The following is a 16,244-nucleotide window of genomic DNA, read 5'->3' as shown; positions in this document are numbered from 1 at the left end:
TTCAGACCGGCTGGAACCCCGCCCCGACGCCCTTCCCGGCATCGACGGCCGCCCGGATCGCGTCGAAGGCGACGGCGATCACCGGCGTGTGCAGTGGATTGGCCGCGGCCGAGCAGCTGAACCGAATACCGGTGGTGTCATTGATGAGCGGCCCGGACACCAGCCCCACCAGCCGGTCGCCGATTGTCACCGGGCCGCCGGAATCGCCGTAGCTCGAGCAGGCCTGCTCCATGAATCCCATTGGGCTGGAGGACCATACGACCCCACAGGCATGCCCGCTGGTGCGCCCGTTCTGGCACACCACGTTCCAGGCCGCCGGCGCCGGGCTGATGCCCGCGATGGTGGTGCCGCCCACGGTGCGCAGGGGGACGACCAGATTCGGATCGAATTGGATGACGCCGTAATCGAGTTGCTCGTCGGCGGTCACCACCACCCCGACCACACCGGCCTCGGGGAACTGTTCACCCCGCACCGGGGTGCCCGCCTCCGCACAGTGCCCCGCGGTGAATCCGACCAGCCGGCCCGCACCGTCGTACCCGATGGTGGTCAGCGAGCACTTGGTGCGTGATCCCAGCACGATGCCCGACCCGCCGCCCAGCTCGGCCCGCCCTGGTGCGGCGGCCACCTCCTCCGGCGCGGCAGCGGCGGGCAGTGGGCTCGCGGCGAGCAATCCCAGTGCGGCCACCGCCGAGGCGCGCGCGGCCATCCGGCGGAATCCCAACATCCAGCACCACCCGTCTCGCATCGACTTCTGCGGAATCGAAAATATTTGCCTTCAGTTTGCCATCGTGCGGTCAGGCCAGCCAGAGCGGCCGCTGCGGTGCGAACGGGTCGTTTGCCACACTCGGCGGATCCGACCAGATCATGGTCTGCCGGGTATCCAGGCTATAGCGCGGCCAGTTCGACCCCGGATCGCCATCGGTGACGAACGACACCCACGCCCGGTGGATGGCGTCGGCCAGCGCCTGCGGTGGATTCGCGCCGGCCACCGCCGTGACGCCCTGCGCGTTCAGCAGATCGAACGCGAACGGCACGTCCAGGCAGTGGAAGGAGCTCCCGCTGTACTCGGCGGCCGTCGAGGCCCAGCTGAACTCGTACAGCCAGGTCGGAATGCCCCGCGCCGCATGCGATTCCGCCACCCTGTACGACGGCCCACGCAGCAGCAGATCGCTGACGCCCGGGCCCAGGGCGGCGCCGAACTCGTCGCGGGTGAATCCGACCAGCAGTGGAATATCCATGGCCGCACCGGATTTCGACAGTTCGGCACTGGACTGCGGGATGAGCTCCCCATCCGCGAACGGTGCCAGTGCCAATGGCGAAATGGTGAGACTGTCGACCCCCTGCGCCCGCATCTTGTCCTGCAGATCCTGAATCTGCATGCTCCCCATATCCTTCAGTGCCGCCACGGTCGCGGGCACCCCGGTCCGCCGCGTGAAGAATTCCGCCGCGGCCTGTCCGGTAGCCCGATCATTCGGCTGCGACAACGCCCCCGATGCCGAAATGCCCGCCCGGAAAAGCCCTTTCGCCGCAGGTGTCCCCATGAGCGCCCACACCGCACCGCCACCCGCCGACTGTCCGGCGACGGTCACCCTGTCCGGATCCCCGCCGAACGCCTCGATATTGTCCCGCACCCAGGTCAGCGCGGCGATCCAATCCAGCACCGCGCGATTGTCGGGCGCCCCCTCGACGTGCAGAAACCCCTCCACCCCGAGCCGGTACCCGATCGACACCACGACCACCCCGTCGCGATTGAAGGACGCCCCGTCGTACCAAGGGCTGGCCGAACATCCGGCCACGAACCCACCCCCGTGAATCCACACCAGCACCGGCAGTTTCGCCCGCCTGGACGGATCGGGCGTGAACACATTGAGATTCAGGATGCCGTCCCCCGGAATCGTGGGCTCGGGAATCGCCGTCACCTCCGACAACGGCTTCCGCTGCGCGGTCGGCCCGTACTCCGTGCAGTCCAGCGCCTCCTGCCAGCGCACCGGCGCGGCCGGTGCGGCGAACCGCAACTCCCCGACCGGCGCCTGCGCATACGGAATCCCCAGATAGGCGAACCCGGTCTCGCGCCGCACCCCACGCACCGGCCCCAAGGTAGTCGTCACTGTCTCCGGCGTGGGTGTCGCCCGGCTCGGCGCACACGCGGTGGCGAGCGCCAACGCCCCCGCCCCGAGCAGCAGCGTCCGGCGACCGATCTGTCCAGCAGACATGGCAAACCTCAGATCAAACATTTACGTCAACAGTTGAAAAAATTGATCGCCAGCATAGTCTCGAACCCGTGGCCAGCAAACCAAGTCCCCGCGCAGCCGGTGCTGCGGCGCCGGATCGCGCTGTGACGCCGGATCGCGCTGTGACGCCGGATCGTCCCGGTGATGCGGCGGGCGTGCGTCGCCGCAATCTCGGTCTGGTGCTGCGGCATATCGCAGAGCATGGGCCCTGCGCTCGGACCGAGGTGGCCGCCGCGACCGGATTGGCACACGGGTCGGTCACGGCGCTGTCATCGGATCTGGTCGAACGTGGGCTGGTCTGTGAGGACGATGCCCAGCGCGGCGGCGGGCGTGGGCGACCCGGGCGGCCGCTGCGACTCGTGCCGGGCCGGGCGCTGTCCATCGCGGTGCAGATCACCTCCGAGGAACTGCGCACGGTGGTCGCCGACCTCGCGGGTGCGGTGCTGTGGCGTGGCGTGGTTCGGCACGACTGCGCACCAGGCACCCCGGAAGCGATGGCGGATGCGCTCGCGGCCGAGGTGCGTCGAGCACAGGTGAGCGGGGCGGCGCCCTGGTCAGCGGATGCCGGCCGAGAAGCGCGCCGGGATGACGGGGGCGTCCTGTCGGACGCGGTACTGGCGCGGGTGGTGATCGCCATGGCAGGGCCGGTGTGCGACGATGCGGCCCAAACCGTATTGGTGGCAGCGGATTTCGGGTGGTTGCAGCCGGTGCGGCTGGGAGAGTTGGTTGCCGGGCGACTCGGACCGGGGTGTCCGGTGGATGTGATCAATGACGGAAATGCGGCGGCGCTGGCGGAGTTTCATGCGCGGCCGCGGCCGAGGCGCGGACTGGTGCTGATCGAGGCGGGGACCGGGATCGGTGGCGGGGTCGTGGTGGATGGGCGAATTCACGCGGGCAGTCACGGGATCGCCGGGGAGCCGGGGCATGTGCCGGTGGCATGGGACGGGCCGGAGTGCGTGTGCGGGGCACGGGGATGCCTGGTGTGCTACGCCGGCCCGGAGGCGGTGTTCGAGGCGGCCGGGCTCGGGGAAGTGGCGCGGCGGGAAGGGGTTTCGGCGGCATCCGGCCGCCTGGTGGCCGCCCTCGAGACGGGGGAGCAGGCAGCCGCCGCCGCGGTGGAGCGCGCGGGACGGGCGCTGGCGGCGGCGGTGATGTCGATCTCCGCGCTGCTGGACGTGGACGAGATCGTGCTGGGCGGGACTCTCGCACAGTGGTTTCCGTGGCTGCTGCCGAGCATGGATCGGACGCTGGCGGGGCGGCGAGCACTGGCTCCGGCCATGCGGCTGGATATCGTTCCGGCCGTCCTGGGGCCCGATGCCATGCTCACGGGTGCCGTCGAATTCGCCAGGCGCGCTGTGCTTTCCGACCCGTCCGTGGTGCCCCCGATGCCGGTCCGTCCCCTCCGGTGATGCCGGACCGGCACCGGTTCACCCTGTGGTAGTGAGGAGCACCAGCGCCATCACCACCGCGCAGGTGGCCATTGTGATCGTGGACAGGGCCCAGCGGCTGATATGTCGTCCGCCGGTCCGGATATTGGTGACGGTCATGGCCCGGAACTCGCCGCGCCGGTTCCGGTGCCCCTCCGCGAACGCCGGATCGCCTATCCGCAGATCACTGCCGAACAGCGGCAGGAAGTGCAGAACCCATTGCGTCCCGGCATCATCGGTGACTCCGATGCGCAGCCCGGTCCGTAGTCGCACCGGCGCGAGGGCCGCCGCCACCCGCGCCAGCGGCCGCAACCGCGACTGCGTCATGATGTGCACCAGCAGGGCCACCCCCGTGATCCCGGCCAGCGTCGCCGCCATGGCGGCGCGCGGGAGCGGCCGCGCCCCCTCGCACAACAGCGCCCCCGCCGCGAGTAGAAACCAGAACGATTGCAGCACCGGCATTTTCATGGGTACCGGGTCAGCAGTGACAGTCCCGATCAGGCTCGACCGCCGATAGCCGGCGGTCGGCAGTGGCACCGCAGGTATGTGTGAATACACGAGACCTCCCTGTTCTCGATATTCCTGAAGGCCGGTGCGCGAGATACTCGTCGCGCTGGGCCACCCGGACGGCCAGTCGCACAACGACTTCCGCGAGGGTGAGCCCGAGTTCGGCGGCCCTGAACCCGGCGAGTTCCAGGGCCGTATCCCCATCCACGGGGTCGGGGTCGCTCAGGATCTCGTCCAGCGTCATCGCGCTGATCGCCTGATCGAGGGTGAGAATGCGATCGGACAGCCAGCTGGAAACCCAGAAGTCGCCGGAAACCGGTGCACAGGTGCAGATCTCGGGTGTCACATCGCTGGTGATGGACCACGGAGTAATGAACAGGGCCATGGGAGTACCTCCTGAAGGCCGGGCCACACGTGATGGCTGTGACATCAATGCTAGGCAATGCCACTCGTGATAACCATCGAGATCTTGTGCGTGACAGCGCTATCAAAATAATCACAAAGCATTTGATGTAGCTAGATATCCACTCGATATCGTCGATGTGCTCGAATCAGGGCACGCCCGGTGGGGATTCACGCAGCGGAGCGTGCCGAAGAAGCCGGATGAAACGTGCGAGGCGGGAGCTTTTCTCCTATCGGACAAGCGATTCAGCGCCGCGCCGACCACAATCAGAAAACCTTTTCCAGTGCCCTGGCATGCTTGACACATCGTGCTTAGTATGGGTGCCGCATGACACGTTGTGGTCGTACTACTGCAGAACCGAGAGGGGAGACGCACTATGTCTCGCTCGACGCCGGACGCCGAGCCCGTCGGTGAGCGCGTCCGCAAACTCCGCAAGGATCGCGACCTCACCCAGCAGGAGCTGGCAGACCTGGTAGGCGTCTCCCGCAGCCTCGTCCAGCAGATCGAAAACGGCAAGCGCATACCGCCTCTCGCCCTCCGCGAACGCCTCAGCTCCGCCCTCGGCGAGCAACTGCTCACCGGTCAGGAAGCGGGCGACGCCGGCAGCGATCTGCGCATGCGCTTCAATATCCTGCTCGGCAAGGACCCTGCCGTAGTCGAACGCGTCCTCGTCATTGCCCAGAGCCTCGTCGACGCGGCCTCCGCCCGCGACACCGTCGAGCCGCTGCGCGAGATCGCCGAACGCCAGCTCGAACGCGCCGAAGAGGTCCTCACCCAGATCCCCTCGGGCAGCGCCCAGGTCTGGGAGTGGAACACCATCCACGACTGGCTCACCGTCCTCGGCCGCGCCCGGAATTCCGTGCGCGCCATCCACACCGCCGACCTGGGCACCATCGGCGGCGATGTGGGCGAGGACTATCACGAGAAGATCCTGCAGCTGGCCGCCGACAGCGTCGAGGTGCGCAGGCTGTACGTGATCGACAGTATCGACGATGTGTTCCCCTACGAGGACAAGCTCTGGCAGCAGGCGCGCAATCGGGTGGAGACCGTGCTGGTCCCGCGCGAGCTGGCCCCGAACGCGCAGAGCATGCTGGTCGTCGACGAGAGTTACGTCGCCACGGGCGAATACGCCTACTCCCGCCGGGAGCGCATCGTGACCAGGTTCTCGTCGCTGAAGCACGACATCCAGTTCGCGATCCGGCGATTCGACCAGCTCTACAAACTCGCGAACGCGGGCATGGCCATCGCGGTCGACGAGGTCATCGCGCACGCGGACCTGGCGCGGTATCGCAGTCTCGCGCAGGACGATTGCCGGACCGAGTTCCGAGCCGCGCTGCGGCGGGCCTGGGTGCAGGCCGGGGAGTCGCCTGTCGAAGGCGCGCCCCGGTGACCGACCGTCCTGGGCTGCTGAGCCTGCCGGACCCGGTGCGCCTGGCGAACCGTTCGGACGAGCGCAAGAAGCTCGCACGCGGATTCCTCGGACCGGAGCCGAGCTTCCCCGGCACCGAGGGCCGGATCTACCCGGGCGTCATCGACGCCTATCACGGGGAAACCGGGCTGCCCATCGACGCCGCCGCGACCGCCGCACTGAACGCGGCCTGGCTGGAACTCACCTCGCGGGAACTGCCCGACGAGTACCGGGACGGCCGGCTCTACGACAAGCGGCAACCGCCGATACTGCGAAAGCTGGCTGTGGACACGCTGTTTCGGCGCATCGCCGAACCCGGCGCCGGGCTTGCGGGGGAGCGGGTGCCGGTGGAGGAAGTCATCGTCTGCCCGTACTCCAGCACGGTCCTGCTGGAGGAGGCGGTCGCGACGATCGCGCGACCGGGCGGCGTACTGGTCTGCCCGGAGGGCTACTACAAGAGCGCGAGCGTCCACGTCGCCAAGTACGGCCTGCGCATGGTCTCCAGTCCCGCCACCGCCGACGACACCTTCAAGATCGATCCCAAGACCCTCCGGCTCTGTTTGGAAGAGCATGCGCGGCAAGGGAATCTGTGCGGCGTCATGCTGACCCTGCCGGGCAATCCGGTGGTCGGCGACTACACCGTGGACGAGTTGACCGAGATCGGCCGAGTGCTGGTCGAGGCGGACGTCCCGGTCATCTGCGATATGTCGTTCGACCTCCTGGTGGAAAACCACATCCCCATGGCGGCCATCACCGTACCCACCGAGCACGGCCCTGTCCGCCTCCACGATCGCGTGCTGACGATCACCGGTAACTCGAAGGCGTACAACGCATTCGGTCCCTGTAAGCTCGGTGCCGCCACTACCGGAAACGCCGTCTGGCTGGACACCGTCCGAGACCGCCTGCGCGTCGCCTTCCAACGCGAGACGACTCACCTCGTCCGTGCCGTCCTGGAACACACCTCCGACGGCTACCTGGTGAGCAACCGCCTCCTCCTGCGCGACCGGATGGCGACAGCCCTCTCCCTACTCGAGGCCGTCAACATCCGACACGGCGCGAAACTCCTTCGTCCCCTTGGCAGTTCGGACGGCATGTTCCTCACCGTCGAGTTCGACGCCGACCTCATGGAGCAGGCGGACGTCCATACCGGCTCCGAACTCGAGGACCTCCTCCTGACGGTTGCGGGTATCGACACGGTGGGTCTCGACCGCACCGGCTCCCCCCGCCTGGCGCTCCGCTTCAACGTGGTCGCCCCCCGCATGGCAGCCGGCCAGGAACAACCCCACCTCCTCGCCGAACTGTTCGACCGCCTCGACCACCTTCTGACCCGCCTCCGCTCCGGCATGACCTACCCGAATGCCCTGCTGGAGCGCGCCATTCCAGAATTGGCGAGGGTGGGCTCATGAAAATGCCTCCGAACCAAGCGATCTCAACTCCGGGACAGTCCACGTGATCGTCGGGCTGCCCCGCGAGACGGCCACGGGCGAACGCCGCGTCGCCCTGACCCCGGCCGACGTCGAAAACCTTGCAGCACAAGGTCTCAGCGCGGTAGTCGAAACGGGCGCAGGTCACCACGCGGACTTCACGGACGCCGCTTACCGGAACGCGGGCGCGCGAATCGTCCCGGACGCGCCGGCGGTCTACACGGCCGCCGATGTCATCGCCTGGGTGAAACCGCCTGCTTACGAACTGAATTCGATGCCGCTACGTCCTGGTCAGGTGCTGTACGGCTTCCAGGATCCCGTATATCGCGCGGATCGAATCGCCCGGTTGCGTGAGCGCGGGGTGGAATCGATTGCCTTCGAGCTGTTTCCGACCGGCAGTGTGTCCGCGAGTGCGGATCTTTGCCGAGAGCGCGCAAGCGTGGCGGATGACCTACCGTGCATCGGCCTCCAATTGGGCAAGCCACGCGTGAGATCGGCACTGCACGTGGGGCTGTCGAATGGTGGGGTCGGGGCGGGCTGGGATCCGCTTTCGGCCATGAGCCGGATCGCGGGGGAGGTCGCGTACGGCGAAGGGCGTGCGCTGCTCGCGGCGCAGGTGCGGGCGGGGCGCGTTCGGCCGCTTGTGCTGGGCTGCGGGCAGGCCGGGCGCGCGGCCGTGGCGGCTGCGGTCGCGGCCGGTGATGAGCCGCCGGTCGTGATCGGCAATCGGGCCGAGCAGGAGGCGGTGGCGCGGGCTCTGGGGGCCGGTGGGTTCCTGGTGAATCCCGGTCCTGCCGCGCTGGCGGAGACTATTGCTGATATCGCCCCTGACCTGGTCGTCTGCGCCGCCGGGCGGGGGAGGCGGGCTCCCGTGCTGCTCGATGCGGCCGGGCTGGGGGCGCTGGCGGCCGGGGCCGTGGTCGTGGATCTGACCGCCAAGGCGGGCGGCAATACCGTTGCCACGGTCGCGAATGCCACGGTCGCCTGGGGGCACGGGGTGGTCGTCACGCATCGGTCGAATTATCCGGCTGCTCGGCCGCGTGCGGCGAGTCTGGCGTATGGGGCCGCGACCGCCGCGGTCATTCTGCGGTCGCTGTCAGTGTCTGTTGAATAAACGATCGCTGGAGATTCGCTGATTTGCGGGTGGGGAGTGGTTCGATGGGGCTATGTCTCTGCGTCCGGACCTGCGTGGCACTGTCGACGGCTTGTTGCCTGAGCTGAAAGTCCTGCTCGAGCAGCTTGTCGCAATTCCCTCTATCGCGTTCCCGGACTATCCGAAGGAGAATGTCCAGCGCGCGCACGATCTTGTTGCTGATGAGTTGCGCAAATCCGGCGTCGAAGACCTTCAGGTCTTGCGGCTACCCGATACCGCCCCTGTCATCTACGGGCGAATCCCCGCTCCGGAAGGCGCGCCGACCGTCCTGCTGTACGGCCACTACGACGTCCAGCCCTCCGGCGACGAGAGTCTGTGGAACACGCCGCCTTTCACCGCGACCGAGAAGGACGGCGCCATCTACGGCCGCGGCGCGGCCGACTGCAAGGCCAATGTGGTGGCCCATATCGGCGCCCTGCGCGCCTACGGCGGCAAACCCCCGGTCGGCATCACCATCGTCATCGAGGGCCAGGAGGAATACGGCTCGGCCTTCGACGACTACCCCGCCGAGCAACCCGACCTCTTCCAGGCCGACGCCCTGCTCATCTGCGATGCCGGCAATATTCGCGCCGGCACCCCGACCCTGGTCACCGCCCTGCGCGGGGTCGCCGACGTCTTCGTCGAGGTCCGCACCCTCGCCGCCCCCGTGCACTCCGGCCAGTTCGGCGGCGCGGCCCCCGACGCCCTGCTCGCCCTCATGGCGGGCCTGGCCACCCTGCACGACGCCAAAGGCGATGTGGCAGTTCAGGGTTTGCGCCGCGACAAATGGTCCGGCGCCAACTACACCGACGAAGAGTTCGCCGAAATCACCGGCATGGAACCGGGAATGCCCCTGCTGGGCAGCGGCCCCATCGGCGAACGCATCTGGTACGGCCCCGCCATCACGATCATTGGCCTGGACGCCCCGCCGGTGAAAACCGCTGCGTCCGCGGTGGTTCCGTACGCGCGCGCCTACCTGAACGTCCGCGTGCACCCGGAGCAGGACCCGGCCGAGGGCCAGCAGGCCGTCATCGACCATCTGCGCAAGGTCAAGCCCTTCGGCATCGAGCTGACCGTCACCGGCGGCGATGTCGGTTCCGGATTCGCGGCCGGCACCAGCGGGCCCGCCTACGCGGCCATGCGCGAGGCCATGGCCAAGGCGTGGGGCGCGGACGTGGTGGACTCCGCCATGGGCGGCTCCATCCCGCTGACCAATGCCATGGCGCAGGCGAATCCGGGCGCCGAGGTCCTCATGCTCGGCGCCGAGGACGGCAAGGCCAATATCCACGGCTACAACGAGCGCGTGCTGGTGAGTGAACTGGCCGCCACCGCCCTCGCCGAAGCCGAATTCTTCCAACTCTTCGCGGACAGGATGCGCAAGTGACCGACGCTGACGCGCTGCCGGCACAGCGCCGGAAGTGGAACTTTCCGTCCACCTACACGATCCTGTTCGGCGTCACCCTGCTGGTGTGGCTGGCCGCCTTCGTCATTCCGCCCGGCCGCTACGACACCGACGCCGAGGGCCGCCCCATCGCCGGCTCCTATCACCGTCTCGACGAGACCCAGAGTTTCGGTGAGCGCGTACGCGATCTGTTCCTCGCCCCGATCAATGGCCTCTACGGCGTGCAGGACGACAAGGGGCAGGTGGGCCCCGACCTGACCGGCCATTTGTACGGCGCCGCAGCGGTTTTCCTCTTCGTGCTGGCGGTCGGTGCGTTCATCACCGTGGCCTTCGCGACCGGCGCTCTGGACACCGGCATCGGCCGGCTGGCCTACAAACTGCGCGACCGTTCGGCCCTGCTGATCGTCGGCATCATGGCCGTGTTCGCCACTGCGGGCACCATCGAGGGCTTCGCGGAGGAAACGCTGGGCTTCTACGCCCTGCTCGTCCCGCTCACCCTGGCACTGGGCTACGACCGCATGACCGCGGTCGGCATGATCATTCTCGGTGCGGGTGTCGGCGTCATGTGCTCCACCGTCAATCCTTTCGCCACCGGCACAGCCTCTTCCGCCGCCGATGTCCCCATCGGTAACGGCATCGTCCTGCGGGTGGCCATGCTCGTCGTCTGCACCGCGGTCACGGTCGCCTATGTCCTCTGGTACGCCCGCCGCGTCAAAGCCGACCCGAACCGCTCCCTCTCGGGCTGGCAGCCCGGCGACCGCGAGGTGAAAGCCGAAGACCACGAACCGGATCCGCTCTCCCGTCGCCAAGCCCTGGTCCTCTGGCTGGTAGGGATCACCTTCGCCTTCATGATCTTCGCCGTCATCCCCTGGTCCGAGGTGCTCCAGGGGCCGGACGCGCAGCCCTACAAATGGGAATTGGGTTGGTATTTCCCGGAACTCACCGCCCTGTTCCTCTTCGGCGCGATCCTCATCGGCATGGTCGGCGGCTTGGGGGAGGGCCGCATGTCCGAGGCCATCGGCAAGGGCTTCGGCGATTTCGTCGGCGCGGGTTTCGTGATCGTGCTGGCTCGCGGCGTCACGGTGATCATGAACAATAGCGAGATCACCAGCACGGTCCTGCACGCGCTGGAGGGCGTGGTCACCGGCACCTCGTCCGCGGGCTTCGCGGTGGCCGTCTACCTCGTCAATATCCCGCTGGCCTTCCTCATCCCCTCCACGTCCGGCCACGCCACCCTCGCCATGCCGATCATGGCGCCCCTCGCCGATTTCGCGAATGTGCCTCGCTCCCTGGTGGTTACGGCCTGGCAGTCCGCGTCCGGCTGGGCCAATCTCATCACCCCCACCACGGCGGTGGTCACCGGTGGCATCGCGCTGGCGAAGGTTCGCTACGACCGCTATGTCAGGTTCGTCGTTCCGCTCATGGGCATCCTGCTCGTGCTCACCTGTGCCTTCGTGGCGGCGGGCGCCTGGCTCGGCTGATCGGCCCGCCCGTCAGACGTTGCGCTCGAGCGTGAGTTCCATGAGCGTGCGGGCGGTTTCGCAGGGGTCGGCGGTGCCCTGGATCCACCAGGTGATCACACCGTCCCAGGCGGCCGCCAGACCGCAGGCGGCCGGTGTTCCCGGGCGCCGCTGCGAAAAGCCCGTCGCGCCTTGGACTGTCACGGGCGTGATCTCGTAGCCGAGCTCGCGCGCGGTCTGCTGCTCGTGGCCGAGGGTGCCGTTCTCGAACCAGGCGAAGGTGACATCGACCATCCCGCCGGTGGCCGGAACCTTCCACATGCACACGGCCCCATGGAAATACGATTCGGGAAAGCCCGCCCCGCCGACGGCTTCCATGATCTGGGTCTCGGTGACGGCCTCGCATTCCCGCAGCAGCCGATCGAATTGTGTTGCCGCCGTGGGGGAACCGCCCCTGGTCTCGCTGCGTCCCGGGAGGTCGACCGCACACCCGGTGAGGACGCTCAGCGCGAACACCGCCGCGAACGCGCGCACCGGCCCCCTCATTTCCCCGCCCGTTCGACCGTCAGCCGCGCGAGGGTCCGCAGCGCCGCGCAATCCGCGCTCGGCCCCGCGATCAGCCAGTGGAAGAAGTCGGCCCCGTCCTGTACCGCCCCCTGGCACAGCTCGCTGGCGTCGGCGGTGAACCCGGTGTGCCCGTTGATCTCCAGCTCTCCCATCCGCTTGCCCGACACCTTGGCTACGGTGCGTTCGCGCTCGATGGGACTGCCGCGATACCAGGTGAACATGACCCGCAGCTCGCCGCCATCGGATTCCCACCGGCATTTGATGCCATTGCGGGCGAAGGGGACCAGCGTGCGGAATCCGGTGATCTGCCGGACCTCGTCGTCGGTGAGTCCGCCGCACTCGCCCAGGAAGGCCCCGGACTCGGCCACCGGTGTGCGGGTGGTCGTCGGGGTTGCCGAATCGTTCCCGGCGGCACAGGCTGCCGGCGCGAGCAGGATCGCCAAGGCAAGACCGTGCACAATCCTCTTCACGTCCAGATCCCCCCGTTTCGGGCTCGAATCGGTTGCGCCGCAGAAGTCTCCCAAGATTCTACGGCGCGCTCCGTTCGGCAGGTCAGCGAAGGGCGGGGATGACCTCGCGCTCGAAGAGCTCGATCCCGGTCAGGTCGTAGGCGGATTCGGGGAAGTTGAAGATGCCGTAGGCCAGCCCCAGCCCGCGCAGTCGCGTGAGGTTCGCGATGACCTGCTCCGGGGTGCCCACGGCCGGGCTGCTGCGGAACATATCCTTCACATGCGTGCGGGCCGCGTCCGCGCCGAGGTAGGGCGTGATCCGAGCCTCGACGGCGGCCAGCCGCTCCTCCACCTCCGCGGCGGTCGCGCCGACGACGGTATTGAAATTGGCCGACCGCGTGATGGCCTCGAAATCGGTGCCCACCTCCGCGCAGTGCTCGCGCAGCAGATCGGACTTGCGGGTGAACTCCTCGGGATCGGGGGAGAAGTTGGTGTACTGCGCGTATTTCGCCGCGATCCGCAGCGTGACCTTCTCACCGCCGCCCGCCACCCAGATCGGAATCCCGCCCTCCTGCAATGGCAGCGGCCGCACGATGGCCCCGTCGACCTGGTAGTGCTTCCCGTCCAGCGTGGCCTTGCCGGTGGTCCACGCCTGCTTGAAGATCTGCACGCCCTCGTCGAGTCGCGCCAGCCGTTCGCCCGCGCGCGGGAAGCCGTATCCGTAAGCGCGCCATTCGTGTTCGTACCAGCCCGCGCCGATGCCCATCTCCACGCGGCCGCCGGAGACGAGGTCGACCGTGGCCGCCACCTTGGCCAGATAGGCCGGGTTGCGGTAGCTGATGGCCGTGCACATCTGTCCCAGCCGAATGCGGGACGTGGTCGCGGCGAAGGCGGACATGAGCGTCCACGCCTCGTGGGTCGCCTCGTCGGTCGGGATCGGCACGGTGTGGAAGTGGTCGTAGACCCACAGCGATTCCCACGCGTCGCCGGCGTCGGCGCGCTGCGCGAGATCGCGCATGACACCCCACTGCGCGGCGGGTTCGATGCCCACCAGATCCAGCCGCCAGCCCTGGGGGATGAAGATGCCGAAGCGCACCACTGACTCCTTCCAACTCTCGCGGTCGAATTCCATCCGAGCGTACCTGCGCGAATTGTCCCAGACAGGTTACGATGACGCCGCAGCGGTGGGGCTGCACACAGAGACGGAAGGGCTCAACGATGAGCACGATCCAACTGACCGCTCCCGACGGACCGATCGACGCCTGGCTGGAGAAACCCGACGGACCCGGACCGTGGCCGGGAGTGGTGGTGCTGCACGACATCTCCGGCGTCGGCGCCGACATCCGCCGCATCACCCGCCGCATCGCCGACCAGGGCTATCTGGCCATCGCCCCGAACCTGTTCGCGCGCGGCCGCATCCGGTGCATCCCGGGCGTGGTGCGCGACCTCATGACCAACCGCGAAGGCCCGGCCATCCGCGACATCCTGGCGGCCCGGAGCCTGCTCGAGGCCGATCCGGACTGCACCGGCAAGACCGCCGTCGTCGGATTCTGCCTGGGCGGCGGGTTCGCACTCCTGGTGGCGCCCAGGGGATTCGACGCCGCCGCGCCCTTCTACCCTTCCGGCCGTGGCAATTACGCCGACGTGCTGCGCGGATCCTGCCCGGTGGTGGCCACCTACGCCAAGCTCGACCCGATCAATGTGGGCCGCGCGAACCACCTCGAGCAGGTGCTCGCCGAATACGGCGTCGACCACGACATCAAGGTGTATCCCGGTGTCACGCATGCCTTCGCCAACGAGCTACCCGGTGATGCCCTCATCCGTGTCACCGGCCTCGGCTACAACGAGATGGCCGCCGGCGATGCCTGGCGGCGCATCTTCGCCTTCTTCGACAAGTACCTATCCCCGGGCACACCGGGCGATTGACGCCAGACTGCCCGCCGCCGCGACCGCCAGCGCCGCGAACATGACCGGATATCCGAGCCCGAGCCCGTCGTGCAGCGTGGCCATCACGGCGGGCACCCCGAACCCGAGATACGCCACCGCGTAGAACACCGCGTTCAGTCCGGCCAGATCGTCGGGCCGGGCAATGCGCTCGATCTCCAGCAGCCCGGCCACCAGGCCGATGCCGAAGCCCGCGCCCAGCGCGATCGCGGTGGCAATGGTCAGCCACAGCGTCAGCGTGGCGGAAGCGGCTGCGGCCAAAGCCATTCCGCAGATCACCAGGAACACGCCGAGCGCCGCGATCCGCACGGTGCCGGGCCGGTCGATCCGCCGCGCCACCGTCTGCATGCCGAAACCGCAGCCCAGCGTGATGACCGTGATGAGCGCCGAGAACGCGATGGGCGCGCCGTGCACCTTCGGCATCATGAGCGTCGGCATGATGGCGTACGCCGCCGCGGAGGAGGTGAACAGCCAGATCGCGAGGGGCAGTGCCACCATCAGAAACCGGCGGTGCCCCGCCGCGGGCACTTTCAGGTCATCCCGCAGTCGCCCCGGATTCTGCTGCGGCACGGTGGTTTCCGGTGCGCCCAGCATCCAGGCCGCCGCCAGCAGGCACAAGGTCACATTGATCAGGTAGGCCAGCGAATCCGGCCACGGCCCCCACTGTGCCAGCACGCCGGCGATACCGGCGCCGATCGCGAATCCGCCGGTGAGGCACATGGCGGACCGGCGTGCCCCGGTGCCGGGCGCGGTCTGAGCCGAGTACGGCGGCTGCGACAGCTCCTTGAGCCAGCTGCTGCCCACCGCCATGGCCAGACCGAGCGCGATACCGGACAGCACCCGACCGGCGGAAAGCATTGCCACGGAATCGGATCCGAAGGCCAGCAGCAGCGAGCCGAGCGCCGCGATCACCGGTGCGGGCCGCATGAGCGGCCGCCGGCCGTAGCGGTCCGACAGCGGTCCGCCGATCACCAGCGCGGGCACGATGCCGAGCACATACTCGAACAGCAGCAGATCGACGGTGGTGACCGGCAGGCCGTCTCGCTTGTACATCACCAGCAGCGGCGTGAATTCGTTTCCGCCCCAGGCGATCGCGACCATCGCCGCGGCGACGCCCCACCATGCGCGCGGGTGCGTGCCCGGCCGCCGCACCGCCCTGTTCGCGGGCGCTGTGCCGGGGGTCGTGGAAGCCGTAGCCGATAGCGCGGCCATCACAGTCCTCTCAATTCGATGCCGTGCACATCGGTCAGATGCTCGACCAGGGCGGCCGCGAAGCCGTCGCTGTCACCGGCCTCGATGAGATCGGCCAGGCGGGTGTGCTGTTCGAGAATGCGTCCGGTGTCCTTCGCGCCCCGCCGCAGCGCGTCGCTGTTCATCCGTCGCTGCCGTTCCCGCAGTGAGTCGTAGAACCCTGCCAGCAAAGGGTTTCCGGCCGCGATCGCGAACTCGCGATGGAAATCGGCGTCCACCACCGCGAATTCGTCGAGGTCCCCGGCGGCCGCGAGGGCGCGCTGCTTGTCCAGCAGCGCCCGCAGCCGCGTCATGAGCCCCGCGCGATCGGTCTCGGCCAGCGCCCGCACGGCTCCGGTCTCGACCAGGAACCGCGCCTGTGTCACGTGCTCGGCCTCGTGCGAGGGCACCGGCACCACCAGCGCCCCGCGCTTCGGGTACAGCTTCATCCACCCCTCGGTCTCGAGCCGCAGGAACGCCTCGCGCACCGGCGTCCGCGACACCCCGAGCGCGGTGGCGATCTCGCCCTCGCTGATCAGTTCGCCCCCGGGGATTTCCCCGCTCAGGATGCGTTCCTTGACCTCGCGATAGGCCCGCTCGGCAGATGAATACGTCTTAGACACAAGTTGCACACTAGCGCTGGTCACCGGTGTATTTGCT

The 16,244-nt window shown here is 68.3% G+C and carries 16 protein-coding genes; 7 read left to right on the top strand and 9 right to left on the bottom strand.

Annotated elements, in window-relative coordinates; all coding sequences use genetic code 11:
• Position 1 precedes the first annotated feature (1 nt).
• Positions 2 to 724: a S1 family peptidase gene (locus H0264_RS36545; protein WP_231084280.1), complete on the bottom strand. Its 723-nt coding sequence runs from the start codon at positions 722 to 724 to the stop codon at positions 2 to 4.
• A 70-nt stretch (positions 725 to 794) separates the two neighbouring features.
• On the bottom strand, positions 795 to 2,213 hold the full coding sequence (locus tag H0264_RS36540; RefSeq protein WP_181581757.1) for a carboxylesterase/lipase family protein: 1,419 nt from the start codon (positions 2,211 to 2,213) through the stop codon (positions 795 to 797).
• A gap of 68 nt (positions 2,214 to 2,281) precedes the next feature.
• On the opposite strand from H0264_RS36540, the gene H0264_RS36535 reads away from it, so the two are divergent.
• Positions 2,282 to 3,640: an ROK family transcriptional regulator gene (locus tag H0264_RS36535; protein ID WP_220139913.1), complete on the top strand. Its 1,359-nt coding sequence runs from the start codon at positions 2,282 to 2,284 to the stop codon at positions 3,638 to 3,640.
• Between the two features lie 18 nt (positions 3,641 to 3,658).
• On the opposite strand, the gene H0264_RS36530 is transcribed toward H0264_RS36535, so the two are convergent.
• Both H0264_RS36530 and H0264_RS36525 read right to left on the bottom strand, forming a co-directional pair.
• Positions 3,659 to 4,126, bottom strand: coding sequence for a hypothetical protein (locus H0264_RS36530; protein ID WP_181581756.1), 468 nt, complete (start codon positions 4,124 to 4,126; stop codon positions 3,659 to 3,661).
• A 10-nt stretch (positions 4,127 to 4,136) separates the two neighbouring features.
• Complete coding sequence (locus H0264_RS36525) at positions 4,137 to 4,550, bottom strand: hypothetical protein (protein WP_181581755.1); 414 nt, start codon at positions 4,548 to 4,550, stop codon at positions 4,137 to 4,139.
• A gap of 394 nt (positions 4,551 to 4,944) precedes the next feature.
• On the opposite strand from H0264_RS36525, the gene H0264_RS36520 reads away from it, so the two are divergent.
• From H0264_RS36520 to H0264_RS36500, 5 genes are read left to right on the top strand one after another with little or no spacing between them, the layout of a single operon-like run.
• Positions 4,945 to 5,958 (top strand): helix-turn-helix domain-containing protein, encoded by a 1,014-nt coding sequence (locus H0264_RS36520; protein ID WP_181581754.1) that lies wholly within the window; start codon positions 4,945 to 4,947, stop codon positions 5,956 to 5,958.
• Entirely contained in the window at positions 5,955 to 7,382 is a 1,428-nt protein-coding gene (locus tag H0264_RS36515) for an aminotransferase class I/II-fold pyridoxal phosphate-dependent enzyme (RefSeq protein ID WP_181581753.1), read from the top strand. The genes H0264_RS36520 and H0264_RS36515 overlap by 4 nt, the downstream gene beginning before the upstream one ends.
• Positions 7,383 to 7,425: 43 nt before the next feature.
• Positions 7,426 to 8,514, top strand: a complete 1,089-nt coding sequence (locus H0264_RS36510) for a hypothetical protein (protein WP_181581752.1) — start codon at positions 7,426 to 7,428, stop codon at positions 8,512 to 8,514.
• A gap of 52 nt (positions 8,515 to 8,566) precedes the next feature.
• Positions 8,567 to 9,916, top strand: coding sequence for a M20/M25/M40 family metallo-hydrolase (locus H0264_RS36505; RefSeq protein ID WP_181581751.1), 1,350 nt, complete (start codon positions 8,567 to 8,569; stop codon positions 9,914 to 9,916).
• Positions 9,913 to 11,415 (top strand): YfcC family protein, encoded by a 1,503-nt coding sequence (locus H0264_RS36500; protein ID WP_181581750.1) that lies wholly within the window; start codon positions 9,913 to 9,915, stop codon positions 11,413 to 11,415. Before H0264_RS36505 ends, H0264_RS36500 begins: the two co-directional genes overlap by 4 nt.
• A gap of 12 nt (positions 11,416 to 11,427) precedes the next feature.
• Here the strand turns inward: H0264_RS36500 and H0264_RS36495 are convergent, their stop codons facing one another.
• The 3 genes from H0264_RS36495 to H0264_RS36485 form a co-directional block, all read right to left on the bottom strand.
• Positions 11,428 to 11,928, bottom strand: coding sequence for a DUF3558 domain-containing protein (locus H0264_RS36495; RefSeq protein WP_231084284.1), 501 nt, complete (start codon positions 11,926 to 11,928; stop codon positions 11,428 to 11,430).
• A gap of 8 nt (positions 11,929 to 11,936) precedes the next feature.
• Positions 11,937 to 12,431, bottom strand: a complete 495-nt coding sequence (locus H0264_RS36490; RefSeq protein ID WP_231084285.1) for a DUF3558 domain-containing protein — start codon at positions 12,429 to 12,431, stop codon at positions 11,937 to 11,939.
• 82 nt (positions 12,432 to 12,513) lie between these two features.
• Positions 12,514 to 13,506, bottom strand: coding sequence for an LLM class F420-dependent oxidoreductase (locus tag H0264_RS36485; protein ID WP_181581748.1), 993 nt, complete (start codon positions 13,504 to 13,506; stop codon positions 12,514 to 12,516).
• A 122-nt stretch (positions 13,507 to 13,628) separates the two neighbouring features.
• Here H0264_RS36485 and H0264_RS36480 point away from each other — a divergent pair, with 122 nt between their 5' ends.
• Positions 13,629 to 14,336 (top strand): dienelactone hydrolase family protein, encoded by a 708-nt coding sequence (locus H0264_RS36480; protein ID WP_181581747.1) that lies wholly within the window; start codon positions 13,629 to 13,631, stop codon positions 14,334 to 14,336.
• Here H0264_RS36480 and H0264_RS36475 read toward each other — a convergent pair.
• Both H0264_RS36475 and H0264_RS36470 read right to left on the bottom strand, forming a co-directional pair.
• Positions 14,310 to 15,566, bottom strand: coding sequence for an MFS transporter (locus H0264_RS36475; protein WP_181581746.1), 1,257 nt, complete (start codon positions 15,564 to 15,566; stop codon positions 14,310 to 14,312). The two genes, H0264_RS36480 and H0264_RS36475, sit on opposite strands and share 27 nt — an antisense overlap.
• Positions 15,566 to 16,207: a GntR family transcriptional regulator gene (locus H0264_RS36470; protein ID WP_244976057.1), complete on the bottom strand. Its 642-nt coding sequence runs from the start codon at positions 16,205 to 16,207 to the stop codon at positions 15,566 to 15,568. The genes H0264_RS36475 and H0264_RS36470 overlap by 1 nt, the downstream gene beginning before the upstream one ends.
• Positions 16,208 to 16,244: the final 37 nt, after the last annotated feature.

Origin of the sequence: Nocardia huaxiensis, assembly GCF_013744875.1 — a bacterium.
In the GTDB taxonomy this organism is placed as follows: domain Bacteria; phylum Actinomycetota; class Actinomycetes; order Mycobacteriales; family Mycobacteriaceae; genus Nocardia; species Nocardia huaxiensis.
The sequence above is the reverse complement of the archived record's forward strand: the minus strand, read 5'-3'. Positions and strand labels throughout refer to the sequence as shown.

What these genes read in the sequence shown, in the direction of transcription:
- H0264_RS36480 (WP_181581747.1), top strand. Translation starts at nt 13,629, where the DNA reads ATGAGCACGATCCAACTGACCGCTCCCGACGGACCGATCGACGCCTGG.
- H0264_RS36545 (WP_231084280.1), bottom strand. Translation starts at nt 724, where the DNA reads ATGTTGGGATTCCGCCGGATGGCCGCGCGCGCCTCGGCGGTGGCCGCA.
- H0264_RS36540 (WP_181581757.1), bottom strand. Translation starts at nt 2,213, where the DNA reads ATGTCTGCTGGACAGATCGGTCGCCGGACGCTGCTGCTCGGGGCGGGG.
- H0264_RS36525 (WP_181581755.1), bottom strand. Translation starts at nt 4,550, where the DNA reads ATGGCCCTGTTCATTACTCCGTGGTCCATCACCAGCGATGTGACACCC.
- H0264_RS36520 (WP_181581754.1), top strand. Translation starts at nt 4,945, where the DNA reads ATGTCTCGCTCGACGCCGGACGCCGAGCCCGTCGGTGAGCGCGTCCGC.
- H0264_RS36505 (WP_181581751.1), top strand. Translation starts at nt 8,567, where the DNA reads ATGTCTCTGCGTCCGGACCTGCGTGGCACTGTCGACGGCTTGTTGCCT.
- H0264_RS36530 (WP_181581756.1), bottom strand. Translation starts at nt 4,126, where the DNA reads ATGAAAATGCCGGTGCTGCAATCGTTCTGGTTTCTACTCGCGGCGGGG.
- H0264_RS36475 (WP_181581746.1), bottom strand. Translation starts at nt 15,566, where the DNA reads ATGGCCGCGCTATCGGCTACGGCTTCCACGACCCCCGGCACAGCGCCC.